Here is a 25,857-nt window from a genome sequence, read left to right as displayed (position 1 = left end):
ATACCGTTCACGATTCGTGAACGGTCAGGCTCCGGCCGGGTTCACCCGTTGCGACGGCCTTCGGCGGCTTCCACCGTGGCCAGCTCGGTGAGACCGCTGATCGTCAGCACCGGAATCAGCAGCGGCTTGACGATGAGCCGGATGTGATCGGCCTTGTCGAACAGCACGTTGATGCCCCCGCTGTCCAGGTAGTCGACGGCACTGAGGTCGACGGTCACCTGCGCGCCGCTGCTTCCGGCGATGGCGTCGTCGAGTGCGCTGGCGAAGGTATGGACGTTGCTCAGGTCGATCTCGCCGGTGGCGACGACGGCCACGGTCCCACCGTCTCGGCGGTTGACGTCGATGGTCAACGGTGTCGTCATGGCGCGATCCTGGAGTACATGTGAACGGTGGTGCCGTTCGCGTCGGGAACGATGGACACGTCCTGCATGAGGGCCTTCATCAGTGTGACACCGCGACCGCGGGTGATGTCGACGTCTGGGCGAGGCGTCTTCCAGACACCGGTGTCCACCACGGTGACGAGCACGCGGTCGGCGAGCGCGGTGGCCCGCAGGGTGACGGTGCCTCCCGGCGAGTTGCGGTGTCCGTGCTCGATGGCGTTGGCGACCGCCTCCCCCGTGGCGATCAGGACGTCCTGCACCTGATCGGCCTTCATGTCGGCCCGCGTCAACCACGTGCGCAGCGCCGTGCGGGTGCCGGCGAGCTCGTCGACACTGGCGGGAAAGTCGAGGTGCAATGGCGTCGGCTGGCGGTACAGCAGCAGCGCGACGTCGTCCTGATACCCGCCCTCCGGGGTCAGCCGCGACAGGATGTCGCTGGCCAACTCGTCGAGGTCGAGCGCGCTGCCCTCGCGCACCAGATCGGTGGCCCGCGCGATGCCGAAGTCCAGTGGTTGCCTGCGGCGCTCCACCAGGCCGTCGGTGTAGAGCAGCAGCGTGGCGCGCGGCGGCAGGACGGTCTGGGATTCCGGCCGAAACCGATTGGGCCGCAAGCCCAGTGGGATCGCCCGGCCGTCTTCGAGGGTCGTCGCCGTGCGGTCGCCGTGGACGAGGACCGGCGGTGGGTGACCGGCGCTGGAGTACGTCAGCTCGCCGGTACCGGTGTCGAGCACCGCGCAGAAGGCCGTCGTGCACACCGCGCCGGGTAGCCGTGCGGCGAACCGGTCCAGCGCGGCGAGCGCGGCACTGGGACTGGGTTGTTCGAGCAGCAGTGCCCGGCAGGCGCTGCGCAGTTGGCCCATCACCGTCGCCGCGGCCAGGCCGTGTCCCACGCAGTCCCCGACGATGAGCGCGATGCGGCCGTCGTCGAGCTCGACGACGTCGTACCAGTCACCGCCGACCTGCAGCGGACTGGACGCGGGCGCGTAGCGCACCGCGAATCCGGCGGGCAGGTCCGCAGGCCCGAGGATGGCATGCTGCAGCGCCAGCGCCGTCTCGCGCTGCTGGTCGAGCTGCTGGACGCGGTGCAGACCCTGCCCGAGCCGACCCGCCAGCATCACCAGCAGAGTCTGATCCTCGGCGGTGAAGTGTCGTCGTTCGGACAAGTCCACCCTGAGCACCAGCACGCCGTGTGGATGTTGCAGCGCGATCCCGGCGGAACCCGGGGCGGAGGCGTCCACTACGAGCAGGTCGCCGTCGCGCAACGTCTCGATCGCGGATCGCGTCTGCGGTGGCAACTCCGTCCACTGTGGTGCGCCCGTCCCGACGCCGACCACCCGCGGGGCGTCGGAACCCATGGGTGTCGGCGCCCCGGCCATCGGGAACGTGACGGCCAGGACCCGGTCGGTCCGCCACAGCTCGTGCAGCCGCCCGGCCGCCGACAGCACCGCCTCGTCCACGGTATCTGCTTGGGCCAGAACCTGATTCAACGCCGCCAACGCCGTCTGACGCTGTACGACGTAGTGCTCGGCGGTGACGTCCCTGAAGGTGCCCACCATGACGCGACGCCCGGTGTCGGGGTCCTCGGCGTGGTTGAAGGTGAAGGTGACCCAGAGCCGGTGCCCGTCGCGGTGGGTGACGGGAACGGTGAACGTCCCCTGCTCTTGATCGAGCAGGCCGGCGAAGGACTCGGCGACCTGCTCGTAGGCCTCGGGGTCGGACTCCGCGTCGGGGAACCAGGGGTGGGGCGGCTCGTAGGGCAACCCGTCGGCCCCGTAGCCGAGCACGTCGGCGAACGCCGCATTGGTCTCGATGACCGCGCCCCGGTCGTCGCAGACGAAGAACGCCTCCTGCAGGGAGTCGATGAGCGCGGTGCGCCAGCGGGCGTGGTGGTTGCGCAACCGCGACAGTTCGACGTTGGCGCGGACGCGGGCGAGCAACTCGGCCGCGGCGAACGGCTTGACCAGGTAGTCGTCGGCACCGGCGTGCAGCCCCTCGATGGAGGCCTCCTGCCCGGCTCGCGCCGACAGCAGCAGGACGGGCACCACCGCGGTGCGCGGATCGGCGCGCAGCCTGGCGACGAGCTCGAGGCCGTCGAGCCGGGGCATCATCACGTCGCTGACGACCAGGTCGGGCAGGTGCGCCCGCACTCCCTCCAGGGCCTGCTGCCCGTCGCCGACGGCCTCGACGTCGTACCCCGACGCCTCCAGCAGTCGGACCAGGTACTCGCGCATGTCGGTGTTGTCGTCGGCGACCAGCACGCGGGCCCGTGGTCCCGAGACGGGCGCGGGTGCGGCCACGCTGCCGACGTCGGTCGACCCGGAGATCGATTCGTCGGTGGTCGGCCCCTCGGACGGCAGCCATCGCAGCGCCTCCTGGACGTACGGGTCGGCCGTCGCGGAGCCGGTGCGGGTCGGCCCCTCCGCCAGGTTCTCCGGTCGAAGGTGGGCAGAGCCGAACGGCAGGCGGATGTCGAAGGTCGTGCCCGCACCCGGCGTGCTGGTGGCGCTGATGGTGCCGCCGTGCAGTTCGACGAGCTCCTTGACCAACGCCAGACCGATCCCGCTGCCCTCGTTGGACCGGGCGCGCGCGGTCTCGATGCGGTGGAAGCGCTCGAACAGCCGGGGCATCTCGTCGGGGGCGACGCCGATGCCGGTGTCGGCCACCGTGACGACGGCCTCGCCTCCCTCGCTCGTCACCCGCACCGTGATGGCGCCGTCGAACGTGAACTTCAGAGCGTTCGACAGGAGGTTGAGGACGACCTTCTCCCACATGTCGCGGTCGACGTAGACGGGGTTCTCCAGCGGTTCGGCGTCGACCACGAGGTCCAGGCCGGCCCGGTCGACGGCCGAGCGGAAGACGCTGGCGAGTTCGGCCGTCACGGCCGCGAGATCGACCGGTTCGTACCGGGCCTGCATGCGGCCCGCCTCGATGCGGGAGAAGTCCAGGAGCGTATTGACCAGTTTCGCCAGCCGCAGGCCGTTGCGATGGACGACGTCCAGCTCGTGGCGGGCCGCGTCGTCGATGCCCCCGGCGCGCGCCCGCAGATCCGCCACCGGGCCGAGGATCAGGGTCAGTGGCGTGCGGAATTCGTGGCTGATGTTGGAGAAGAAGGTGGTCTTGGCGCGGTCCAGCTCGGCGAGATCCTCGGCGCGGCGCTGTTCGGCCCGGTAGCTGCGCGCGCTGCCCACCTCGGCGGCGACGTGCGCGGCGATCAGTTCGACGAACCCGCGGTAGCCGTCGTCGAGGGGCCGGTAGCGGTTGAGCGCGGCGACCAGGAAACCCAGCGGAGCGGCGCCCTGCTGTTGCAGCGGCACCACCAGCGCGTGGGTCGGCGGTGCCGGCCAGGCGCCGGTCGGCAGGTCGGCGTAGGGGTCACCCGTCAGCTCGACGAGCACCGCGTCGCCACGTCTCGATGCCTCGTGCGGCCATACGCCGGGCGCGTCCGCGGGCAACTCGGCCGGCGCCACGGGGTGCCCGGCGGTGATGCCGCTGGTGGCCACCAGCCGCGCGGACCCGTCGTCGTCGAACAGGTAGGTCAGGGTGAACGGCAGGTCGTTCAGGTTGTGCTCGAGTTGGCGCGCCGCGGAGTCCAGCATCTCTGCCTCCGAGGGGCGCACGCTGGGGTCGGAGCCCAGTTCGCGCAGCGTCGTCATGCGTCGACCGCTGATCACCCGCTCGGTGTCTTCGCTTACGACACAGAGGATTCCGACGACCGTGCCGTCGTCGTCGCGCAGCGGGCTGTAGGAGAACGTGTGATAGGACTCCTCGGAATACCCGGACCGCTCCAAGAACAGCAGCAGCGCTTCGTCCCACGTCGCCTGGCCGGTGGACAGCACGCGATCGATCCGCGGTCCGATGTCGTCCCAGATCTCGGCCCACACCTCGCTCGCCGGCCGGCCCAGCGCCCACGGATACTTCGCCGCCAGCGTGTCCCGGCGATACGCCGCATTGCAGAAGAAGGTGAGCTCGGGCCCCCACGCCATCCACATCGAGAACCGCGTCGACAGCAGGATGCTGACCGCGGTCTGCAGGCTCTGCGGCCACTGGTCCGGATTGCCGAGCGGCGTTGCCGCCCAATCGACCTGGGCCAGATCCCCGCCGATCTGGGGATCAGCGTCGAAGACGCCGTCGTGGGACTCGTGCCGCCCAGCGCTCACGCAATCCAGCCCTCTCGTACGACGACGTCCCGGCGACCGGGGAGACCGCCCCCCTCGCCACCAGCGAAGGTACCCCGATCATGCCCCCTCGACACCGCCCTTGACCGAGACCGACCCCAGGCGGGCCCCGCGGGGTACCCCGACGACAATGCGTGCGTGGACACCCGCCGACTCCTGCTGCTGCTCGCGCTGTCGCGTCTCGGCTCGATGCGAGCGGTCGCCGAAGCGCACCACCTGACCACCTCGACGGTGTCCCAGCAGATCGCCGCGCTGGCGAAGGACGTCGGCGTCGACCTGATCGAGCCGCAGGGCAGACGGGTGCGGTTGACTCCGGCGGGTCGCCGGCTGGCCGATCACGCGGTGACGATCCTGGCGGCGGTGGACACCGCGCGTCTCGACCTCGACCCCGAGGCCGAACCCGCGGGCACGCTTCGGGTGGGCGGGTTTTCGACGGGCATTCGCGTGTCGCTGCTCCCGATACTGGCGGAGTTGGCCCGGACTCACCCGGCCGTGCGCGTCATCGTCAGCGAGTACGAACCGATCGAGGCCTTCGCGCTGCTCGCCGACGACGATCTGGATCTCGTGCTGGCCTACGACTACAACTTGGCTCCGGCGAGTCCCGGCCCGGTCCTGGAGGCCACGCCGCTGTGGTCGACCCCGTGGGGGCTCGGCGTCCCCGCCGCCGACTCCGACGGGCCCGCCGACGTCTCGAGGTACGCCGGGCATGACTGGATCGTCAACTCGCGCAACACCGCCGACGAACGTGCCGTGCGAACACTGGGTGCGCTCAACGGCTTTCAGCCCCGCATCGCCCACCAGATCGACAGCCTGGAGTTGGTCGAGGACCTGATCGCGGCCGGGTACGGGGTGGGTCTGCTCCCCCTGCACCGACCCCGTAGCGCCGGGGTCGAGGTCGTCGCGCTCCAGGATCCCGGCGTGGTGCTTACGGCGTATGCGGTCACCAGGATCGGCCGGTCGACGTGGTCGCCGCTGCGGGCGGTGACCGACCGGCTGCGACCGGCCAATGGTGTTGTCGCCGAGGTGAAGTGGCCGCGACCCGTGGCCAGGCCCTAGGCGCCCGACGCGCGCTGACCCAGGGTCAGCGACTGCGCCGCCGAGTACCGCTCGAGGACCGCGGGCGTCGGCTCGGCGGTGAACGATGCCGTCACGTCGACCTCCCACGGGGGTGGGGCATCGGAGCCCGACAGGACCCAGGCGGCCTGACGCGCCGCACCGCGGGCCACGTACTCCCCCGGCGCGGGAACGTGCACGGGCATGCCGAGAATCGCGGGCGCGATGCGGCGTACGGCCTCCGAGCGGGCACCTCCGCCGACCATGATCACCCGTTCGACGTCGACGCCCTGGCGGGAGATCGCCCCGATGCAGAACTGGATCGAGGCCAGCAGCCCCTCGACGGCGGCGCGAGCGACGTTGGCGGGAACGAGGTTTCGGGTGGTGACGCCGTGCAGCGCCCCCGCGGCGTCGGGCAGGTTCGGGGAGCGTTCGCCGTCGAAGTAGGGCACCAGCACGAGTCCCTCCGAGCCCGCGGGTGCGGACAGCGCCAGCCGGTCGAACTCGTCGAAGTCGACTCCCAGCATCGTGGCGACCGCGGCGAGCACGGGCGCGCCGTTGAGCGTGCACACCAGGGGCAACTGACGCCCGGTGGCGTCGGCGAATCCGGCGACGAGGCCCTCCGGATCGTGGGCGGCGGCGTCGCCGACGGCGCTGACCACCCCCGAGGTGCCCAGCGAGACGACGCAGTCACCGCGGCCGACCCCGAGTCCCAGCGCGGCGGCCGCGTTGTCGCCGGCTCCGGCGCCGAGCACCGCGCCGGCGGTGGTCCGCCCCGCCGAGTCGTTCGGCCCTAGGACGGTGGGGACGGCGGGCTGGCGGCCGCGCATCGCGAGTCGCAGCAGGTCCGGCTGATAGGTGCCGTCCGCGGCGGCGAAGTACCCGGTGCCGCTGGCGTCGCTGCGGTCGGTGCGGATGTCGGCGACGTCTGTCGATCCGGTGAGCCGCCACGTCAACCAGTCGTGCGGCAGACACACGGCGGCGGTCGCGTCGGCGTTCTTGGGTTCGTGGTCGGCCAACCAGCGCAGTTTGGTCGCCGTGATGGACGCGACGGGCACCACGCCGATGCGCTCGGCCCACTCGCCGGGCCCGCCGAGTTCGTCGACGAGCGCGTCGGCCGCGGCGCCGGATCGCGTGTCGTTCCACAGCAGGGCATCCCGCACGACGTTGCCCGCCGTGTCGAGGCAGACCATGCCGTGCTGCTGGGCGCCGACCGCGACCGCCTCGACGTCGTCCAGACCGCCCGCGGCCGTGGACGCGTCGGCGAGGGCGGCCCACCAGCGCGCCGGGTCGACCTCGGTGCCCGCGGGATGCGGCGCGGATCCCGAGCGCACGACCTCGCCGGTGTGGGCGTCGCAGATCACGACCTTGCAGGACTGCGTGGACGAATCGACTCCCGCAACGAGGGCCACGACGACCTCCTTCGACAATGGAAACCCCCACCCTAACGGCGGTTGAAAGGACGCTGGGAACGCGGGCGAAGAGCGGGTTTGCATCCGGGCCCGCCGGGGAAACCCCGCCGCATGTTGATCCGTCGAATCGCGCGTCCCATGCTGGCCACCACGTTCATCACCCGCGGTGTAGAGGCACTGCGCAGCCCCAAGCCCGCCGCTGACGCCGCCCGCCCGACCCTCGAGGGGCTGAGCAAGCTCCCCGACCCCGTCGGCCCGAACGTTCCCACCGACGCCGAGACCGTCGCGAAGATCACCGCCGGCGTTCAGATCGGCGCCGGCCTGCTGCTGGCCAGCGGTAAGCTGCCCCGCCTCTCGTCGGCGGCCCTCGCCGTCAGCGTCGTGCCGGGAAGCCTTGGTGGACATGCCTTTTGGAATGAGACGGATCCCGCCCGCAAGGCCGCCGAGCGGCGGGCGCTGTTCGCCGACGTCGGCCTCATCGGCGGGCTGATCATCGCGTCGGTCGACACCGAGGGCCGGCCGTCGCTCGGCTGGCGCGGTCGTCGGGCCGCGCGGAAGCTGAGCGAGTCCGTGACGGGCGTGCTGCCGTCGAGTTCCGGCGGCGCGCTGATCGACGCCGAACTGGTCGACAAGATCGGCGACGGACTGCACAGCGGGCTGCACGTGGCCCGCGAGCGCGGCGCGGAGTTGGCCGACGTCGCGCAGAAGCGCGGTGCGGAGCTGGCCGACGTCGCGCAGAAGCGCGGTGCCGAGCTGGCCGACGTGGCCTACGAGCGAGGTAGCGAACTCGCCGACGTGGCCCGCGACCGTGCACCCAAGATCGCCAAGGCCGCCCGCAAGCGCGGCGCCGCCCTCGCCGAGGTCACCCAGGATCGCAGCGCCGAGTTGGCCGAGGTCGCCCAGAAGCGCAGCTCCAAGCTGGTCGACGCCGCCCGCGACAAGGCGCCCGAACTCGCGAGCGCGGCTCGTGACCGCGGGGCCGAGCTCGCCGACCGTGCCCGCGATCGCGGCAACGAACTCGCCGAGTTGGCCCAGGACCGTGGCGCGGATCTGGCGAAGGTCGGGCGCAAGCAGGCCAAGCAGGCCCGCAAGGACGTGAAGAAGGCGCGCAAGGAACTCGAGAAGCGCGTCGGCTGACGCTGTGCCGCCGCCGGTGGATCGCGTCGCGGCCACCGGCGGCGGCCACCGCTCCCCCTGCGTGTCAGACCACCAGGTCGAGGAGCAGGACGACGGCCAGGCCGCTGACCGACAGCACGGTCTCCATGATCGACCACGTCTTGATCGTCTGCCCCACCGTGAGCCGGAAGTACTGATTCACCAACCAGAACCCGGCGTCGTTGACGTGGGAGAAGAACAGCGAACCCGCGCCGACCGCGAGGACGGCGAGTGACACCTGGGTGCTGGGCAATCCGGCAACCAGCGGGACGACCAGCGACGACGCCGTGATGGTCGCGACGGTTGCCGAGCCCGTGGCCAGGCGGATCAGCACCGCGATGACCCAGGCCAGCACGAGCACCGAGACGTGCGCACCCTCCGCCCAGCGGGCCAGCAGCGTGCCGATGCCGGTGTCGACCAGTACCTGCTTGAAGCCGCCGCCCGCGGCCACGATCAGGATGATGCTCGCGACCGGCGGTAGACCGGACTCGATGCACGCCGTGATCTCGCGGCGGTCCATCCCCGCGCCCCTGCCCAGGGTGAACATGCCGACGACGACCGCGATCAGCAGCGCGACCAGTGGCGTGCCCAGGGTGTCGAGGACCTGGCGCACGGGGTGGGTCTTGGCGCTGAGGAGCACGTCCACGACGGCCTTGCCGAGCATCAGCACGACCGGCAGCAGGATGCTGAACAGCGTGATGCCGAACGAGGGGCGGCGCCGCTGCTCCCCGTCGGCGAGCCGGTCGGCGTTGAAGGTGTCCGGTGCGTCGACCACCACCCAGCGTCCGGCCACCCGGCCGTAGAGCGGGCCGGCCAGCAGGATCGTCGGGACGGCGACCACCACGCCGAGCGCCAGCGTGATGCCGAGGTCGGCGTGGAGCAGGCCGATGGCCGTCAGTGGACCCGGGTGCGGCGGCACGAATCCGTGCATGGCGGACAGTCCGGCCAGGGCCGGGATTCCGACGGTCACCAGCGACTGTTGCGACCGGCGCGACACCAGGTAGATGACGGGCATCAGCAGCACGAGACCGATCTCGAAGAACATCGGCAGCCCGATGATGGCTCCCACCAACGCCATTGCCCACGGCAGCATCCGCGGTGAGGAGTGCCCGATGATGGTGTCGACGATCTGGTCCGCCCCGCCGGAGTCGGCGAGGAGCTTGGCGAACATGGCGCCCAGCGCGATCAGGGTGCCGACGCTGGCGGCGGTATCGCCGAATCCCTTTGCGAACGAGGACAATACGGCCTGGACGTCCTGACCCGCCACGATGCCGACCACGAGGGCACCGAAGATGAGGGACAGGAACGGATGCAGCTTGACCACCGTGATGAGCACGACGATGACCGCGATGCCCGCCAGGAAGGCGAGCAGCAACTGCCCACCGGAGGCCACCGGCTCGGTCAGCTTCGGGGCGTCGTCGGCGAGCACGGTGAGGCCGGCGGTCACGACGATTCCTGCCCGGTGCGTGCGAGGTATTCCTCGATGATGGAGTCGATGCCCTGATCGACGTCGATGGCGACGCCGGCCTCGTCGTCGTCGAGGGGTTCCAGTGTCTGGAACTGCGAGGCCAGCAGCGACGGGGGCATGAAGTGGCCGGGCCGGCTCGCCTGCCTGCGGCCGATCACCTCCGGGGTGCCCGCCAGGTGCAGGAAGACCACGTCGGGACAGTGCGAGCGCAATTGGTCACGGTAGGCGCGCTTGAGCGCCGAGCAGCTCATGACGCCGCCCTCGCGATGGTCGGCGAGCCAGCGGCCGATCACGTCGAGCCACGGTCGGCGGTCCTCGTCGGTGAGCGCATGGCCCGCCGTCATCTTCGCGATGTTCGCGGCGGGGTGCAGGTCGTCGGCGTCCGCGAACGGGACGCGCAAGCGTTGGGCGAGCGCTGCCCCGACGGTCGACTTCCCCGAACCCGAGACGCCCATGACCACGATCGGTGACGCCACTGCCCGACCCTCCCCCATTGCTCGTGTTTGGCATCACACAGCGTGCCGTAATGATCTGATTATTGCAATCGAATGGCGGAAAAAGCTTGTCTTACTCCCGCCAGTGGACGCTATGACAAGATGTATGCCGTGATCGTGCCCTCGCCTGTCAGCGCGTTGCACGACAACGTCCTGATGGGTCTGGGCGCCGAGATCGCCTCGGGGGTGTTGCCCGCGGGCGGGGTGATCAACCTCGAACGCGTCGGGGCGCAATACGGCGTCTCGCGCAGCGTGGCACGCGAAGCCGTCCGGGTGCTCGAATCGATGGGCCTGGTCGCCTCGCGCCGCCGGGTCGGCATCACCATTCAACCGGTCGACCGGTGGAACGTGTTCGACCCCAGGGTGATTCGGTGGCGCATGGAATCCGGTGACCGTGCCGCGCAACTGATGTCACTGTCCGAGCTGCGCCGGGGTTTCGAGCCTGCGGCGGCCGCGCTGGCCGCCCGTCGCGCCGATCCGCATCAGTGCCGGATCATGGCGGCCGCGGTCTCCGACATGGTGATGCATGGACGCGCGGGTGATCTGGAGTCATATCTGTTGGCCGACAAGGTGTTTCATCGAACACTTCTCGAGGCCAGCGGTAATGAGATGTTCCGCGCGCTCAACGGCGTCGTGGCCGAGGTGCTGACCGGACGCACCCACCACGGCATGATGCCTCGGACGCCGAATCCCGAGGCCATCGCCCTGCACGACGAGGTCGCCCGTGCCATCCGGCTGCGGGACGAGGAGGCGGCGGAGCGCGCGATGCGGGCCATCATCGACGAAGCGGTCAGCGACGTCAGTTCGACGGAGGAGGCACGATGAGCAGGACACCGACGACGGCTCGCCGATTGTTCGACCGGTTCGAACCCGTACACGCGCTCACCTACTTCGCACCGGAATCGCGTCAGGCGTTCGACGAGTTGGGATTTCGGGGCTACTGGATGGGCTACTTCGGCGGTCGCGCCGCCCCGCTCGGCACGGTGGGGGCCGATGTCGTCGCCGCGCTCTTCTACAACTTCGCGCCCGGCCACGTCGCCAGGGCCCTGCCCGACGCGTGGGAGCATGCCGGCCCGGCCGCCGCGCTGCGGGCGCGCGAGTCGGCCGCGGTAGCTGCGCTGCGTCGTTGTGGGGTGACCGACGACGACGCCGTGCGCACGGCCGCCGACCTGCTCGGCAAGGCGGCCGCCGCGGCGCCGCTCGACGGGCGGGCGCTCTACGCGGCGAACCGCGCCCTGCCCTGGCCCGACGAGCCCGTCGCGCGACTCTGGCACGCTGCCACCCTGCTTCGCGAACACCGCGGGGACACGCACGTCGCCGTCCTCGTCGCCCACGGCGTCGGCGGCCGCGAATCCAACGTCCTGCATGCGGCGGCCGATCGCGTGCCCAAGGACTTCATCGTGCGCAGCCGACAGTACGACGACGCCGAGTGGAGCTCGTGCTCGCAGCGGCTCGCCGCCATGGGATTGCTCGACGACGGTGGCGCACTGACGGATTCGGGCCGCGCGTTCAAGCAGCACCTCGAAGACACGACCGACGCGATGTCGCTGTCGGCGTTCGACGCCCTGAGCGACCGCGAGCTCGAGCTGCTCTTCGCCACGCTCACGCCCATCACCAGGGCCGTGATCGCCGGCGGCGACGTCCCCGCCGCGACCCCGATGGGCCTACGCCGCGACGACCTCGACGACGACCGCGCTCATCTGGACTGACGCGGCTCAGGTCGCGCCATTGCGGTTCCATTCGATCCAGCCGACGCCGGTGCGGCCGTCGGTCGTGGTCACCGTGGCCCAGGCGCGCGGAAAGCTGCTGACCCTACCGTCGTCCGACGACAGCAGCACGGGGGCGTGCCCGCGCACGTCGATGGTCGCGGTGAGGCCGCCCGGCTCGAGGTCGAGCGTGGTGGCGAGCGGCAGCCCGTCGGCGCCGAAGGTCTCCGTCGCGACGACGGTCTGCAGCTCCACCAGCTGCCCGTCGCGCTGGACGTAGCCCGCCGCCATCCGGGGCGCACCGGGGATGCGCAGATCGAGGCCGTGGACGTGGGTGCCGTCGTCGAGATGCAGTGCGCTCCAGACCCAGTCCATCCCCCACCAGTCCCGCGCCGCCCAGGAGTGATCGCGCTGGCCTGCGACGTCGGTCAGGGCGAACGCATGGCCGTCGGTGGTCACCGTGCCCGACACCGTGCACGGGATCTCGTACCGCGTCGACAGGCGGTACCGATACGGGACCCCCGCGGTGGTCCACACCAGGTCCAGCTCCAGGTCGACGGGCCGGCCGGGCGCGCCGTGCAGCAGGCCCGCCGGATCGTCGTAGGCCAGCCCGCGGCCACGCAGCGACACCCGGTAGGACTGCAGCGGCGCGGTGGCGTCGAGCCGCAGGTCGACCTCGTCGGTGCGGACGCGGGTGTGATCGGTCGGCAGGGGCGCGGCGAAGTCCAGCACGGCGACGGTGGGCAGGCCGGGCCCGCACAGGAGGGCGTTGATCCAGGCACGTCCCTGATTGGGGAGCAGCCCGAGGCGCAGCCAGCCGCCGACGTTCTGGCCGGGGTCGGCGAAGTCGAAGTACCAGCTCTCGCTCCACAGCGCCTCATCGGTCGGCTCGTGCGGGCCTTCGTCGACTACGTTGGGCCGCAACGGTTCCGGTGTGGCGGGCGGCGGCAGGATCGACAGCGCGTCCAGGTCGATGACGTGGCTGCAGTGCCTGGCGATCATCGTCATGAACATCCGGTCCCCACGCTCGGTGCGCTCCACGAGCATGGGCGAGACGATCGACATCATCACCCCGAAGAAGCTGGCGTGGCGGACGCCGTCGCGGACGTCGTCGAGGGTGAGCGGGGCGTCGGGGCCGAGGGCGTCGTGGTACGCGCGCAGCAGCTCGTCGCCGTGCGCGCGGCGCTGCTCGACGGGCAGTGCGCAGCCGAGGAAGTAGGCCACGTCGGTGAGCGCAGGTCCCCACGTCACGGTCTGCCAGTCCACGACCGTCAGCGGGCGGTCGGCGCCGTCCTCGCCGAAGAGCAGGTTGTCCAAGCGGTAGTCGCCGTGCACCAGTCCCTGCGGTCGTCCGTCGGCCGCCTGGGCGAGGCCGTAGGCGTCGAACGACGCGACCAGCCGTTCGCACACGTCGCGGTGTTCGGGGGCGATGGCGTCTCCGTAGCGCTCACTGAACCCGACATGGAGGGCCGCGAAGAGGCCCTGACTGAGCGGGGATTCGCGGTTGAGCCAGTCGGCGCCCGCCAGCGCGGCATTGCCGAGCAGCGGCCCGTGCACGCGGCCGAGCTGGGTCAGCGCCAGCGTCGCCTGGGCGATCGAGGCCCCGGCGATCTCGTCGCCGACGGCGGCGGGCGCGGCGTCGCCCAGCAGCAGATCGAACGCGCCGGTGGCCGGATCGTAGGCGGCGTGGTGGCACGGTGAGAGCGGCCCGTCCAGTGTGGGTGCGACGTCGGTGTAGAACCGGACCTCGCGCTCGTAGAGGCCCATCGCCAGCCCGGTCTGCCTGCTGCTCGCATCGGCCGCGGCGACCTTGAGGACGACCGACGCGGGCCCGTGCTCGCCGTCGGCGTAGGTCAGCGCGACGCGGTAGCACTCGCTCATCTGCCCGGTGCCGATGCGTTCGGTCGAGAACGCGCCGACGCGGCCCGCACCGAGCGCCTCGGTCAGCCACTCCGTGGTGAGGTCGTCGGGGCGCTGCACGAGGGGCGGGTTCACGAGGGTCGACTCTCGGCGTGGCAGACGTCCGAGACGGTGGGGGGCACGTCGAGGGCCGGGTTGCGGTCGAAGAAGCCAAAGGGCTTGAGCCAGAACGACACGACGTCGACCGGCATCACGGGCCAGTCCTCCGGGCGGGTGATGTGATGCAGCCCGAAGACGTACCAGAGCACGACGTCGGTGTCGTCGATGGACCGGTTCGCGGTGGTCCACTGCCCGAGACCCGTGTCGCTCTCCGACTGGTTCACGAATTCCCCCGCCGGCCAACGTTCGGCGGCCGAGTTCGGCGTGACCCACAGGGTGTGACCAATGACGTTGGCGCGCTTGAGCACTGGTGACTCCGGATCGAACATCGGCGGGATGGCACCGCCGGGCACCAGCTTGTAGGCGGGATGGGTGCCCAGACCGTTGACGACGTTGGTGTTGACCACCTTCCACCCACGCTGGGTGCTGAAGTCGACGTCCTGCTTGCCCTCGCTCTCGGTGCGCAGCGGAACGTTCCTGGTGACCACCGAGAGGCCGTACGGATTCTGGGGTCCCATCGGCTCGGCGTAGGACTCCGACATGACGACCGTGTTGTCCCTGCCGTCGACGTCCATGTCGAGGCGCGCGACCAGGAAGTGTTGATGGAAGGGCGCATACGTCCGCTCGTCGACGAGCGTGCCGTTGGGGTGCGGGGCGCCCGGTGCCAACGGCGTGGTGACCATGATGCCGGTGGCCCTGACCTCGCATTCGATGTTGCCGTCCTGGTAGAGCCGCCAGTAGACGAGGTACTCGTAGTTCGCGACCGTCACGTGGAACGAGATGGTGAGGCGGCGCATGCGCCGCACCTCGGCGCCCGCATCGTGGTCGACGTGCTTCCACAGCACGGCGCCGTCCTCCTCGTGGATGCAGATCGCGTTGACGATGGTGATCGGCTCCCCCGCGCTGTCGTGGATCACGGCGTCCAAATAACGGATTTCGCCGAGGCAGTCGCATCCCAGCTCGAGTGACGTCGTCATGAAGCCGAGACCCCACTCGCCGATGTCGAACGCGGTGCGGCGGTAGTGATCCACCGACGAGTCGCGGTAGGGCACGATCATCTCGGCGAACGACATGCGGTGCGCCACCGACCGGACGCGGCCCCCATCGCGGTAGCCCACCGTGTGCAGCGTCATGCCCTCCCGGTAGTTGAAGCCGATGCGCAGCGACCAGTTCTGCCATTGCAGGAGGTTGCCGTCGAGCGTGAAGGACGGACCGTCGGGCTGGGTGACGAACAGCGGCGTGAGCGGTTCGCGGGTCGACGCCGCGCGGATGCGCTCCGGAACATGCGAGGGCACGTATTCGCCCATGACAATTGGGGTTTCGACGCCGCCGTCGTCCTCGACCCGCAGCAGCTCCATGGTGTTCAGATCGACGATGCAGTGCAGTCCGCTGATCAGGTGCGCATACGGGTTGGCGCCGGGGGCCTCCTTGCGCCAGGTGTCCGACCAGCCCAGTCTGCGATCGCGGTATTCCGGCGGCGCGACCGCGGCCCCGAAGGTCCAGGTGTCCATGAAGACGTTGGCGAGGTCGGTGATGCCGCGGCGGGCGAGCGCGGCGATGACGTCGGGATGGGCGCGCAACATCTCGTCGCACTCGGTGAACTCGTCGACGGTGAAGTTGGCCTGCACGCCGGGCACGTGCTCGAAGGTCTCCACGCGGTCGGCGCCGAGCGCGACCACGCTGCGGTAGGTGGCGTTGGCGGAGCGATTCAGGCAGATGGCCTTGGCGCGGCGCTCGGGCACCGTCCCCTCGGCCTCGAACGCCGCGAGTTCGTCCTTGCTCGGCTCGACGAGTTCGACGGAGGCGATCCGCCATCCGAGCTCGGACGTCGCCGTCGGCGTCGCACTGACCTGCCGCTCGCGCCGCAACAGTGCAGCGACAGCGCGGAATTCGTCGGCCGAGAGCGGATCCAGGGGGTGCGTCACGCCTTCACTGGATCACATCGCTGCTGGCCCCGCAGCGAGAATGGCTCAGTGCGTGGCGAGCGTGAAACCCTCCCACGCCGTTCTGCGCTCGGCGTCGGGGTCGTACTCCACGCGCGAGCGTCGGTCGAAGACCATGACGGCCCGGTCGCGTCCGTACTCCGGCCAGCCGTCGCCGGGAACCCCCGTACGGCTGAATGCCCGCCACCTGTTCTGCACGTCGTTGCTCACCCGCCGGGCGGAGCGGCGGTCGGCGGCCGCGGTCATCAGCGAACCGAACCGCGTGCGGTAGACGTCGAAGACCGCGAACAGCTCGGTGGCGTGCGTGGCACCCAGACCCGACCAGTGGAACGTGCGCGGTGCGTAGTCGTAGCGGTAGACGAACGTCGGGGCGTGCCTGCCGTGCGCGGACGCGATCTGCCACGCGGCGGTCCCGAACGCGAAGTCGCCGCCGAGCCGCACGCACGCGCTGGGGCTGGGATAGCCGGGGTAGGCCTTCGTGATCCGCTCGCGGGACTCGACGTCGGAGTCGGCGAGCAACATGTCGATGGCGGGCTCGGTCATCGGCAGCAACTGCAGGAACCGGGTGAACAGCCGGCCCTCGTCGGCGTTGGTGCCCACGATCAGCGGCACCCGGTGGGCGGTACCGTCCGCCATGGCCCGCACCGGATCGGTCGGCAGGTACTCGGTGTCGTAGGTCGGGCCGACGACGAACGCGCCGCGCATCTCCTTCATGCCGTGCCGCATCACCCGATTCAGCGCGGTGACCAACTCCGAGGGCCGCGCCGCCATCGCGGCCGCGGCGCCGTCGGACCGGTCGACCCCGAGGGCCTCGACGAAGTCGTCGGCGAATGCTGCCGCGACGTCGGGCGGCCCCGCCATGCCGCTGGCCGGACTCTCCGAAATCGCTTGCGCGAAGAGCCCTTTGGCGGCCGGGGTGGCGAGCAGCGTCGCCACGGCGTGCGCGCCCGCGCTCTCGCCGAAGATGGTGACGTTGTCCGGATCGCCACCGAAGACCGCGGCGTTGTCCCTGACCCAGCGCAATGCCATGACCAGGTCGCGGAGGAACAGGTTGTCCTCGATCGGGTGCTCGCGCGTGCTCAGCGAGGAGAGGTCCATGCAGCCGAGCGCACCCAGGCGGTAGTTCACCGAGACGTAGACGCAGCCGCGCCGCGCCAGGGCGGCACCGTCGTAGATCGGGGTGGCCGAGCTGCCGAGGATGTAGCCGCCGCCGTGGATGAAGAACATGACCGGAAGTGGTCCGTCGGTCGCGCCGACGGTCTCGGGGGCCACCACGTTCAGGGTCAGACAGTCCTCACTCATCGGCTGGAACTTGCCGACGCCGGTCATCGTGTACTTGCGGTCCTGTGGCGCGCAGTAGGTGTACCCATGGCAGTAGCGCACGCCCGGCCACGGCTCGACGGGTCGAGGCGCCCGCAGGCGCAGCGGACCGACCGGAGGGCTGGCAAACGGAATCGAACGCCAGCGGTGCACGCCGTCGGAGGTGAACCCCTCGATGACGCCGCTGTCGATGGTGACGCGAATGGTGCGTTCGTGCATCACCCGACGTTAGCGAACCCGGCCGCGGAAGACGCGGCGGACGGGCCGCCCGCTAACCTGGTGCCCATGCGACTCGTCCCGGTCATCGCCGCGTCGGCGCTGGTGGCGGCCTGTTCGAGCGGCACGGTCGGATCGCCCGTGTCGTCGCCCACGTCATCGCCCACGTCGAGCGCGCCGACCAGTTCGGCGCCCACCGGTTCTCCGACGTCGACCTCGCCGAAGCCGGCGCCGACCGCGGCGCCCGCCGCAGGGGCCGGCATCGCCGCCGTCATCGCGTGGATCGAGGCGGGCACACCCGCCGATCCCGCCGGCTTCCACACGATGACCAGGGACGGCGAAGCCACGTCGCTCGGGGACGGCGTCGCCTTCACGACGGCGGGGACGGCCGCGAACTGCGTCACAAACCAGTACCAGGACGGTGCGCTCGCCTGCCTGCTCAAGCTCACCAACCCGCCACCGCGCCCCGCCGACGCCGAAGGCGAATGGAAGGGCAACTGGGTCGACTTCCCGGGAACCACCGTCGACGTCGGGTCGGTGCACGGTGATCCCGGGCCGTTCGGCAACGGCACGGGCGCGGAGTTGCCCGCGGGCCGGACGTTGGCGTTCGGCGACTACCGGTGCCGGGCCGATGCCGTCGCCGGGCTGTTCTGCGTCGACTACGCCCACCAGTCGGCGGTAGCGATGAACGCTTCCGGTGTCACGGGATTCGGCTGCCTCCAGACGGTGTCCCCGCCCGCCGGCATCGGTCGGCGACTGAGCTGCTGAGCCGCCCCGCGCGCTCATTCCGGCCGGGTGTTCGCGGTGACGATCTCCTGCGCCACCGTCGCGAGCACGTCGACGACTGCGCCGACGGCGGGTCGCGCGGTCGCGCCGGCCCGGGTGACGGCTTCGATGCGACGGGCGACGCGGATTCCCTCGAGGGGTCGGCGGACCAAAGCCCGCGTCGCGAGCACGTAGCGCGGCATCAGCGCCACGCCCACACCCGCCATGACCAGTTCCTCGGTCACCCGAAAGTCGTTGACGCGCTGCACGACTCGCGGTTGCACCCCCGAGATGGTGGCCAGCGAGCGCAACACGTCGTCGACCATCAGACCGCCCTCGACGCTGATCCACGGTTCGTCGGCGAGTTCGGCGAGGGGCACCCGGGTGCGCCGCGCCAGCCGATGACGGGGCGGCAGCACGACTTCCAGCGGTTCCCGGAGCAGCGGGGTGGAGTCGATGCGAGGACCCCACGGCGCGGCGTCACGCTCGTCTCGATGGACGACGACGACGTCGAAGTCCGCGAGCTGGGCCGGCGCACTCGCCGCGGGCAGGTCGACGTCGCGCCCGAGCACGTCGACGCCGACGGCCGCGGCTCGAGTGATGAGCGCTGCCAACAACATTGCCGCGCCGGAGGGGAACATGGCGACCCGCACGACCCCGAGCGGTGTGGTGCGCAGTGCGTCCATGTCCGCCTGCGCGCGGTCCAGTGCGGCGAGCACCTCGTCGGCCCGCGCGACCAGCACCCGGCCGGCGTCGGTGAGCCGCAACCGGCGCCCGGCGGGTTCCAGGAGCGGCACGCCTGCCTCGCGTTGCAGGATCTTGAGCTGCTGGGACACCGCCGAGGGCGTGAGCGACATCGCGTCGGCGGCGGCATGGACCGTGCCGCGCTCGGCCAGTTCGCGCAACAGGCGCAGCCGCGAGGCATCCATGTAGCAAAACTACACGTTGCCGTCGAAAAGTCTCGCTTGTCCTACCGGATCGATCCTGCCGATCATGGTGTCGCCGCGGCACCCGCCGCCGCCCGGCCGTCGAGGTGGCCGGCTCCGTGCCGATCGAGAGGGGCGCCACTGGTGCACCGTCCGCTCCGTTCCCCCGTGGATCTCGCGCTCCTGGCCGTCGCCGTCGGGTGGGGATCGAGCTATCTCGCCGCCAAGGAGCTCATCACCCCGGACGGCGTGTTCGCGTTCCTCGTGCTCAGATTCGCCGTTGCCGCACTGGGTTTGGCCGTCGTGCTAGCACCGCGGCTGCGGCACCTCAGTGGTTCCGAGGTGGCCGTGGGCACGCTGTGTGGGCTCCTTCTCAGCGTCGTGTTCACCCTCGAGACGTTCGGTGTCGTCGGGACGTCGGCCTCCAATGCGGGGCTCATCATCTCCCTGACGATCGTCATGACGCCGCTGTGCGAGCACTGGATCCGGCGCACGCACCTCCCATCGGCGTGCTACGGCGCGGCCGTCGTCGCGGTGGCGGGAGTCGGCCTGCTGACTCAGGCCGGTGGATTCGCCATGCCGAACGTCGGCGATCTGTGGATCCTGTTCGCCGCCGCGGCGCGCGCGGTCCACGTGACCGTCCTCGCGCGGCTCTCGGCGGGACGCACCTTCGACTCCGGCCGCGTCACCCTCGTCCAGCTGTGTACTGGACTGGTGGTGTTCGCGACGCTGTCGCCGTTCACCGGGCGCGGCGTCGGTGCCGTCGCAGCTCACCTGACCACGCGGTCATGGCTCCTCGTCGGCTACCTCGCGCTGGTCTGCACGGTGTTCGCCTTCGTCGTGCAGACGTGGGCCGTGCGGCGCACCTCGCCGGCGCGGGTGAGCCTGCTGCTGGGCACCGAACCGCTGTGCGCCGCGGCGTTCGGGGTGCTGCTCGCCGGAGATCCCGTCACCGCCGTCGGGGTCAGCGGGGCAGCACTCATCCTGCTGGGCACCCACTGGGGCCGCGTCGCCGACGCACGCCGAGGGCTCGACTCTGTGCTGAGGGCGGAGTCGAGCCACGGCCTCTCGCACTTCCGCGCCATGGACGCAGAGTCGAGACACGCGAGCGGATGACGGGATTCGAACCCGTGTAAACGGCTTTGCAGGCCGGTGCCTAGCCACTCAGCCACACCCGCGTCGACGTTGACGATGCCACCGCGCCACCGCCCAGCCCACCCTTTCGCTCGGTGTGATCGCTTGCGACCGGCGTGGGCAGAGTCCGTGTGGAACGTCCCGAGATCCACCGCCGAGCGCGACGTCCGCGATACCTTGTCCGCATGATCGCGTGGTTGGCCGACCCTCCGTTCTTCGGCGGACCCGGCCAAGGCGTCCGCCAGCTCGTCGAACTGTTCACGGCGTTCGGGCTGACCGCCCTGATCGGTCTCGAGCGCGAGATCCAGGGCAAGAGCGCGGGCCTGCGAACCCAGACCATCGTCGGCCTCGCCGCGGCGTTGATCCTCTTGGTGAGCAAGTACGGATTCTCCGACGTGCTGGTGCAGGGGCTCGTCGTCGTCGACCCGTCTCGCGTGGCGGCCCAAATCGTCTCCGGCATCGGCTTTCTCGGCGCGGGCATCATCATCTTCCGCCGCGGCTCGGTACACGGTCTGACGACCGCAGCGGCGGTCTGGGAATCAGCCGCGATTGGCATGGCCGCCGGCTCGGGCCTGCTGCTGCTGGCGTGCGTGGTGACCGCGATGCACTTCCTCATCATTCTGGGGTTCATGCCGCTGGCGAAGCGGCTGGCATCGCGGCTCAGCGGATCCATCCGCGTCCACGTCACCTATGCCGACGACCGCGAGGTACTGGCGGCGGTGTTGCAGGCCTGCGACCGGCGCGACTGGCAGCTCGCGGAGCTGGAGGCAGACCCCGCCGGCGGAGCGTTCCTGACGTTGTCCGGCAACGGTATTCGCCAGGCGCCGTCCGCGCTGGCACGCATCGACGGGGTGACCGCGGTACGCCAGATCGACGACGATCCCGACTAGCCGACGCCCGAGCGCGCCGTGCGGTCCCTGCTGGCGCGGTAGGAGGCGACGCCGCCGAGGGCAGCAAGGACGGCCATGGTGGCGAACAGCCAGTGCGCGGCGGTCGCATCACCGCGCTCGGTCAGGTTGACGACGACGCCGGCCACCCCCGCGCCGAACGCGCCGCACATCAGCTGCACGGTATTGATCGCCGCGGACGCGGTGCGGCCCTCGGCCGGGCTACTCCCGCTGCCCATCGCCCAGGCCGACAAATGGGGCCACGCCGCGCCGACACCGGTGCCGGTGACGATCAGCGCTCCCACCCACACCGCCACGACGACGCCCGGCGCGTCGACGACCTGGGTCAGCGCCGCCACTGCCAGTCCGGTCGCCATGACCAGGGGCGCGGCGGTGACGACCCGCACGATGGTCGCCGTGCGGGTCAGCGAGGCGCTGGTGATCTCGCTGATCGTCCACCCGACCGCGACGGAGACGCCCAGGAACCCGGCGGCGACGGGCGCCAGATGGGCCAACCGTTGCCCGAAGAGGGGCACGTACATGTCGGCCATCGTCGCGGCCATCAGCACGCCGAGGGTCAGATAGATCCACTTGAGCGGGCCGGGGCGAAAGGCCGTGGGCGGCAGCACGGATGCTTCGGTGCGTCGGTCCACGACGAGGAACAGCGCCACCAGTGCCACCCCGGCGACCAGGAGCACCGCCGTCGTCACGACGTCGTGGACGACGCCGGCCACGCTGATCGCCAACGCCGCGGCGCCGAGCAGCAGCAGCGACCACACCGGGATGCGGTCGGCCTGCCGCCGGTCGCCGGACTCCCGTGCCGGCAGCGCGAACGGCACCAGCAGCGCCATGGCCGCGGTCAGGATGGCTAGAGCGCTGAATGCCCAACGCCACGAACCGAATTGGGCGAACAGTCCCCCGGCGGCCGGCCCCACCAGCGTGCCCACCCCCCACATCGCCGACACCAGCGCCGACGCCCTCGTCCACAACGATTGCGGCAGAGCGGCATTGATGACGGCGTAGCCCAACCCGGCCAGCAGACCGCCCGCGGCCCCCTGCACCACGCGACCGACGAGCAGGAACTCCATGCTCGGCGCCACCGCGCACGTCGCGCTGCCCACGCCGAACACGACCAGCCCCGAGACGTAGGCCCAGCGCGGCCCGAGCTTGGTCAACACCGGGCCCACCGTCGTGGCGGCCACCACCGACGCGACCAGATAGACCGTCGTCACCCAGGCGTAGAGTCGTTGACCGCCGATCTCGGTGACGGCGCTGGGCAGCAGGCTGATGGTCAGGAAGTCGTTGGTGGCATACAGCGCCACCCCACCGGCGAGCACCGTCGAGGCACCCAGATTCCGCGGGCCGAGGAGTTCACGCCATCCGCCCTTGGCGGAGCGCTGCGTCTGCGTCACGACGGCCACCGTAGAAGCTCAACCACGGTTGAGATCAAGCCATGGGGCCCCGGCCTCACTTGAGGCCGGCAGCATCCATGCCGCGCAATTCCTTCTTCAGGTCGTGGATCTCGTCGCGAATGCGACCGGCCAGCTCGAACTGCAGATCCCGCGCGGCCGCCATCATCTGGGCCGTGAGGTCCTTGATCAGGTCGGCCAGCTCGGCACGCGGCATGTTCGAGGTGTCGCGCCCCTCGATGATCCCGGCGCTGACCGCACGTCCCGGCTCGCCCTGCGCCCGCCGGCCCCGTGATGCGTTGCGGCCCGATCCGCCGACGTCGACGGTGGCGTCGGTGTCGTCGGCCTCGCGGTAGACCTGGTCGAGGATGTCGGCGATCTTCTTGCGCAGGGGCTGAGGATCCACACCGTGGGCCTCGTTGTAGGCGATCTGCTTCGCCCGTCGGCGTTCGGTCTCGTCGATCGCCTCGCGCATGGAGTCGGTGATCTTGTCGGCGTACATGTGCACTTCGCCGGACACGTTGCGGGCGGCACGGCCGATCGTCTGGATCAAGCTCCTCGCCGACCGCAGGAATCCTTCCTTGTCGGCGTCGAGGATCGCCACCAAGGAGACCTCCGGCAGGTCGAGACCCTCTCGCAGGAGGTTGATGCCGACGAGCACGTCGTACTCGCCGAGCCGCAGCTGCCGCAGCAGCTCGACGCGGCGCAGCGTGTCGACCTCGGAGTGCAGGTACCGCACCCTGATGCCGAGCTCGAGCAGGTAGTCGGTGAGGTCTTCGGCCATCTTCTTGGTCAGCGTCGTCACCAGGACGCGTTCGTCGAGCTCGGTGCGCTTGCGGATCTCGCCGATCAGGTCGTCGATCTGGCCCTTCGTCGGCTTCACCACGATGTGCGGGTCCACCAGCCCGGTCGGGCGGATGACCTGCTCCACGAACTCGCCGGCGGACTGGCTGAGCTCGTAGGGACCGGGCGTCGCCGACAGGTAGACCGTCTGCCCGACGCGGCTCGCGAACTCCTCCCACGTCAACGGCCGGTTGTCCACCGCCGAGGGCAGCCGGAAGCCGAAGTCGACGAGGTTGCGCTTGCGGGACATGTCGCCCTCGTACATGCCACCGATCTGAGGCACGGTGACGTGCGACTCGTCGATGACCATCAGGAAGTCCTCGGGGAAGAAGTCGAGCAGGGTCGCGGGCGCGGTACCCGGCCCACGACCGTCGATGTGCCGCGAGTAGTTCTCGATGCCCGAGCAGAACCCGACCTGCTTCATCATCTCGACGTCGTAGTTGGTGCGCATCCGAAGTCGTTGCGCCTCAAGCAGTTTGCCCTGACCCTCGAGCTCGGCGAGACGTTCCTCCAGCTCCCGCTCGATGCTGGCGATCGCCTGGGCCATCCGCTCGGGCCCGGCGACGTAGTGGGTCGCGGGGAAGACCCGCAGCGAGTCGACCTTGCGAATGACGTCACCCGTGAGCGGGTGCATGTAGTAGAGCGCCTCGATCTCGTCGCCGAAGAACTCGATGCGCACCGCGAGCTCCTCGTAGCTGGGGATGATCTCGACGGTGTCACCGCGAACGCGGAACGTGCCACGGGTGAACGACATGTCGTTGCGGGTGTACTGCACGTCGACGAGCAGTCGCAGCAGGGCGTCCCTGGGCACCTCGTCCCCGACGGTCAACTCGACGGAGCGGTCCAGGTAGGACTGCGGGGTGCCGAGGCCGTAGATGCACGACACCGAGGCCACCACCACGACGTCGCGACGCGACAGCAGGTTGGCCGTCGCCGAGTGCCTGAGCCGTTCGACGTCGTCGTTGACCGAGCTGTCCTTCTCGATGTAGGTGTCGGTCTGGGCGATGTACGCCTCGGGTTGGTAGTAGTCGTAGTACGAGACGAAGTACTCGACGGCGTTGTTGGGCAGCATCTCTCGCAGCTCGTTGGCGAGCTGCGCGGCCAGCGTCTTGTTCGGCGCCATCACCAGCGTGGGACGCTGGAGCCGTTCGATGAGCCACGCGGTGGTCGCGGACTTGCCGGTGCCCGTGGCGCCGAGCAGGACGACGTCGCGCTCCCCCGCGTTGATGCGGCGCTCCAGCTCCGCGATGGCCGCGGGCTGGTCACCGGCCGGCGAGTGCTCGCTGACGACCCGGAACTCGCCGCCTGCGCGCACGACGTCGTCGACCGCGCGGTACTCGGAGTGCGCGACGACGGGATACTCGGTAGCGAAAGCCATGTTCACCAGGTTAGAACCAACCACCGACAACTTCTCTTCCCCAGCACCCTCCGCGCTCTAGGCTGGCGGCATCCACCCACCGAAACGCGAGGTCTTCGACGTCGACGCCCGCACGAACACCGACCCCAAGGGCATCGTGCGGGCCGTCGAGGTGTACCTGGAGAAGCCGTGGGGCCTCTACCTGGCCAGGCCGACGCCGGGCCGCGACCAGTTCCACTATCTGGAGTCGTGGCTGCTGCCGTCGCTCGGGTTACGGGTGACGATCTTCCACTTCAACCCTGGCTACGAGCGCGAGCAGGACTACTACCTCGACGTCGTCCGCGTGACCGTCGACGGCCGCGTCTGGCACGCCGAGGACCTCTATCTGGACCTGGTCCTGCGGACCGGTTCGCCGCCATCGCTCATCGACGTCGACGAACTGTTCGACGCGGTTCGGGAGGGCCTGGTGACGTCGGCGACCGCGGTCGAAGCCGTCCAGACCGCGGTCACCGCCATCGACGGTCTGGCCCGCCACGCGTACGACCTCGACCGCTGGCTGGCGACCCACGAAATGGCCCTCACCTGGCGGGCAGCGTAGTGTCCGTGGTCATGAGCTTGACTAAGTGTGGGTTGCTGACGGGCGCAGCAGCGACCGTCGTGCTGCTCAGCGCGCAGGTCTTTCCCTCGGTCGCACACGGCGACGCGGGCACTCCCCAGGGGCCCGACGCGACCGCGCAGGCGGCCGACACGCCTCCGCCGTCGCCGACCGCCGACCTCGGACCGGGTCCCTACAACGTGACCTATCGCGCGCGCGTGGACGGGGTCTCGCGGGGTGCGACCATCAGCTACGCGATCGCCGACAATCAGGTCAACACCGCCACCCCGACGATGGTGCCCGGCCGCACCTTCGAGGCCACCGGCGTCGTGACCCAGACGCGCGACGCGGGCATGCAGGTGTCGATCCAGTGGCCCTACTCCGCGAGCCTGCACTGCGAAATCCTGGTCGACGACCAGATCATCGCCGAGGCCGACCAGTTCGTGGCCCCCCGGTTGACGCCGCAGCACGACGATCCCGGCTACGGAGTCCTCAGCTGCGGAACGGTCACCAACTTCCCCGTCGGCAACACCGCCCCCACCGACCCGACCCCGCCGGACACGCCGTCGGACCCCGCGCCACCGGCGCCAGCGGCCTGAC

General features: G+C 70.4%; 20 protein-coding genes and 1 tRNA gene. 9 read left to right on the top strand and 12 right to left on the bottom strand.

All coding sequences use genetic code 11. The features are described from left to right. Positions 1–41: 41 nt before the first annotated feature. Both G6N60_RS13680 and G6N60_RS13675 read right to left on the bottom strand, forming a co-directional pair. Positions 42–362, bottom strand: a complete 321-nt coding sequence (locus G6N60_RS13680) for an STAS domain-containing protein (protein ID WP_163737946.1) — start codon at positions 360–362, stop codon at positions 42–44. Then, a complete protein-coding gene (locus G6N60_RS13675) occupies positions 359–4,537 on the bottom strand; it encodes a SpoIIE family protein phosphatase (protein ID WP_179969690.1) in 4,179 nt (1,392 codons plus the stop codon). Before G6N60_RS13675 ends, G6N60_RS13680 begins: the two co-directional genes overlap by 4 nt. A 156-nt stretch (positions 4,538–4,693) precedes the next feature. Between G6N60_RS13675 and G6N60_RS13670 the strand changes: the two genes are divergently transcribed. Further along, complete coding sequence (locus tag G6N60_RS13670; RefSeq protein WP_163737942.1) at positions 4,694–5,611, top strand: LysR family transcriptional regulator; 918 nt, start codon at positions 4,694–4,696, stop codon at positions 5,609–5,611. Here G6N60_RS13670 and G6N60_RS13665 read toward each other — a convergent pair. Next, the gene (locus G6N60_RS13665) at positions 5,608–7,020 is read right to left on the bottom strand and encodes an FGGY family carbohydrate kinase (RefSeq protein WP_163737939.1); all 1,413 of its coding nucleotides are present in this window, start codon (positions 7,018–7,020) and stop codon (positions 5,608–5,610) included. The genes G6N60_RS13670 and G6N60_RS13665 overlap by 4 nt on opposite strands. A 111-nt stretch (positions 7,021–7,131) precedes the next feature. On the opposite strand from G6N60_RS13665, the gene G6N60_RS13660 reads away from it, so the two are divergent. Further along, positions 7,132–8,157, top strand: coding sequence for a DoxX family membrane protein (locus G6N60_RS13660; protein WP_163737936.1), 1,026 nt, complete (start codon positions 7,132–7,134; stop codon positions 8,155–8,157). A gap of 64 nt (positions 8,158–8,221) precedes the next feature. Here G6N60_RS13660 and G6N60_RS13655 read toward each other — a convergent pair whose 3' ends face one another. Next, positions 8,222–9,622: a GntP family permease gene (locus tag G6N60_RS13655; RefSeq protein ID WP_163737933.1), complete on the bottom strand. Its 1,401-nt coding sequence runs from the start codon at positions 9,620–9,622 to the stop codon at positions 8,222–8,224. Further along, entirely contained in the window at positions 9,619–10,119 is a 501-nt protein-coding gene (locus tag G6N60_RS13650) for a gluconokinase (RefSeq protein ID WP_163737931.1), read from the bottom strand. Before G6N60_RS13650 ends, G6N60_RS13655 begins: the two co-directional genes overlap by 4 nt. 120 nt (positions 10,120–10,239) lie before the next feature. Here G6N60_RS13650 and G6N60_RS13645 point away from each other — a divergent pair, with 120 nt between their 5' ends. Together G6N60_RS13645 and G6N60_RS13640 are read left to right on the top strand one after the other, a co-directional pair. Continuing rightward, the gene (locus G6N60_RS13645) at positions 10,240–10,962 is read left to right on the top strand and encodes a FadR/GntR family transcriptional regulator (protein ID WP_163737927.1); all 723 of its coding nucleotides are present in this window, start codon (positions 10,240–10,242) and stop codon (positions 10,960–10,962) included. Next, the gene (locus G6N60_RS13640) at positions 10,959–11,846 is read left to right on the top strand and encodes an SCO6745 family protein (RefSeq protein WP_163737924.1); all 888 of its coding nucleotides are present in this window, start codon (positions 10,959–10,961) and stop codon (positions 11,844–11,846) included. Before G6N60_RS13645 ends, G6N60_RS13640 begins: the two co-directional genes overlap by 4 nt. Positions 11,847–11,852: 6 nt before the next feature. Here the strand turns inward: G6N60_RS13640 and G6N60_RS13635 are convergent, their stop codons facing one another. The 3 genes from G6N60_RS13635 to G6N60_RS13625 are packed head-to-tail and all read right to left on the bottom strand — an operon-like array spanning position 11,853 to position 17,344. Beyond that, complete coding sequence (locus G6N60_RS13635; RefSeq protein ID WP_163737922.1) at positions 11,853–13,838, bottom strand: DUF7064 domain-containing protein; 1,986 nt, start codon at positions 13,836–13,838, stop codon at positions 11,853–11,855. Further along, a complete protein-coding gene (locus tag G6N60_RS13630; protein WP_163737919.1) occupies positions 13,835–15,787 on the bottom strand; it encodes a primary-amine oxidase in 1,953 nt (650 codons plus the stop codon). The genes G6N60_RS13635 and G6N60_RS13630 overlap by 4 nt, the downstream gene beginning before the upstream one ends. Positions 15,788–15,832: 45 nt before the next feature. Continuing rightward, entirely contained in the window at positions 15,833–17,344 is a 1,512-nt protein-coding gene (locus tag G6N60_RS13625) for a carboxylesterase/lipase family protein (RefSeq protein WP_163737915.1), read from the bottom strand. 66 nt (positions 17,345–17,410) lie between these two features. Here G6N60_RS13625 and G6N60_RS13620 point away from each other — a divergent pair, with 66 nt between their 5' ends. After that, positions 17,411–18,109 (top strand): hypothetical protein, encoded by a 699-nt coding sequence (locus G6N60_RS13620; protein ID WP_163737912.1) that lies wholly within the window; start codon positions 17,411–17,413, stop codon positions 18,107–18,109. Positions 18,110–18,123: 14 nt separating this feature from the next. Here G6N60_RS13620 and G6N60_RS13615 read toward each other — a convergent pair whose 3' ends face one another. Continuing rightward, a complete protein-coding gene (locus tag G6N60_RS13615; protein WP_163737908.1) occupies positions 18,124–19,035 on the bottom strand; it encodes a LysR family transcriptional regulator in 912 nt (303 codons plus the stop codon). A 165-nt stretch (positions 19,036–19,200) separates the two neighbouring features. On the opposite strand from G6N60_RS13615, the gene G6N60_RS13610 reads away from it, so the two are divergent. Further along, positions 19,201–20,148, top strand: a complete 948-nt coding sequence (locus tag G6N60_RS13610) for a DMT family transporter (RefSeq protein WP_197746937.1) — start codon at positions 19,201–19,203, stop codon at positions 20,146–20,148. Here the strand turns inward: G6N60_RS13610 and G6N60_RS13605 are convergent. Further along, positions 20,140–20,210: transfer RNA gene (locus G6N60_RS13605), tRNA-Cys, on the bottom strand. The genes G6N60_RS13610 and G6N60_RS13605 overlap by 9 nt on opposite strands. 141 nt (positions 20,211–20,351) lie before the next feature. Between G6N60_RS13605 and G6N60_RS13600 the strand changes: the two genes are divergently transcribed. After that, on the top strand, positions 20,352–21,056 hold the full coding sequence (locus G6N60_RS13600; protein WP_163737902.1) for an MgtC/SapB family protein: 705 nt from the start codon (positions 20,352–20,354) through the stop codon (positions 21,054–21,056). Here G6N60_RS13600 and G6N60_RS13595 read toward each other — a convergent pair. Next, positions 21,053–22,465: an MFS transporter gene (locus tag G6N60_RS13595; protein ID WP_163737899.1), complete on the bottom strand. Its 1,413-nt coding sequence runs from the start codon at positions 22,463–22,465 to the stop codon at positions 21,053–21,055. The genes G6N60_RS13600 and G6N60_RS13595 overlap by 4 nt on opposite strands. A 55-nt stretch (positions 22,466–22,520) precedes the next feature. Next, positions 22,521–24,683 carry an excinuclease ABC subunit UvrB gene (gene uvrB / locus G6N60_RS13590; RefSeq protein WP_163737896.1) on the bottom strand — a complete coding sequence of 721 codons (2,163 nt, stop codon included), beginning with the start codon at positions 24,681–24,683 and terminating at the stop codon, positions 22,521–22,523. Positions 24,684–24,753: 70 nt separating this feature from the next. Here uvrB and G6N60_RS13585 point away from each other — a divergent pair, with 70 nt between their 5' ends. After that, entirely contained in the window at positions 24,754–25,260 is a 507-nt protein-coding gene (locus G6N60_RS13585) for a ribonuclease FAU-1 family protein (RefSeq protein WP_163743919.1), read from the top strand. 11 nt (positions 25,261–25,271) lie between these two features. Further along, positions 25,272–25,856 carry a hypothetical protein gene (locus tag G6N60_RS13580; protein ID WP_163737893.1) on the top strand — a complete coding sequence of 195 codons (585 nt, stop codon included), beginning with the start codon at positions 25,272–25,274 and terminating at the stop codon, positions 25,854–25,856. Position 25,857: the final 1 nt, after the last annotated feature.

This window comes from Mycolicibacterium madagascariense (genome assembly GCF_010729665.1).
Lineage (GTDB): Bacteria > Actinomycetota > Actinomycetes > Mycobacteriales > Mycobacteriaceae > Mycobacterium > Mycobacterium madagascariense.
The sequence above is the reverse complement of the archived record's forward strand: the minus strand, read 5'-3'. Positions and strand labels throughout refer to the sequence as shown.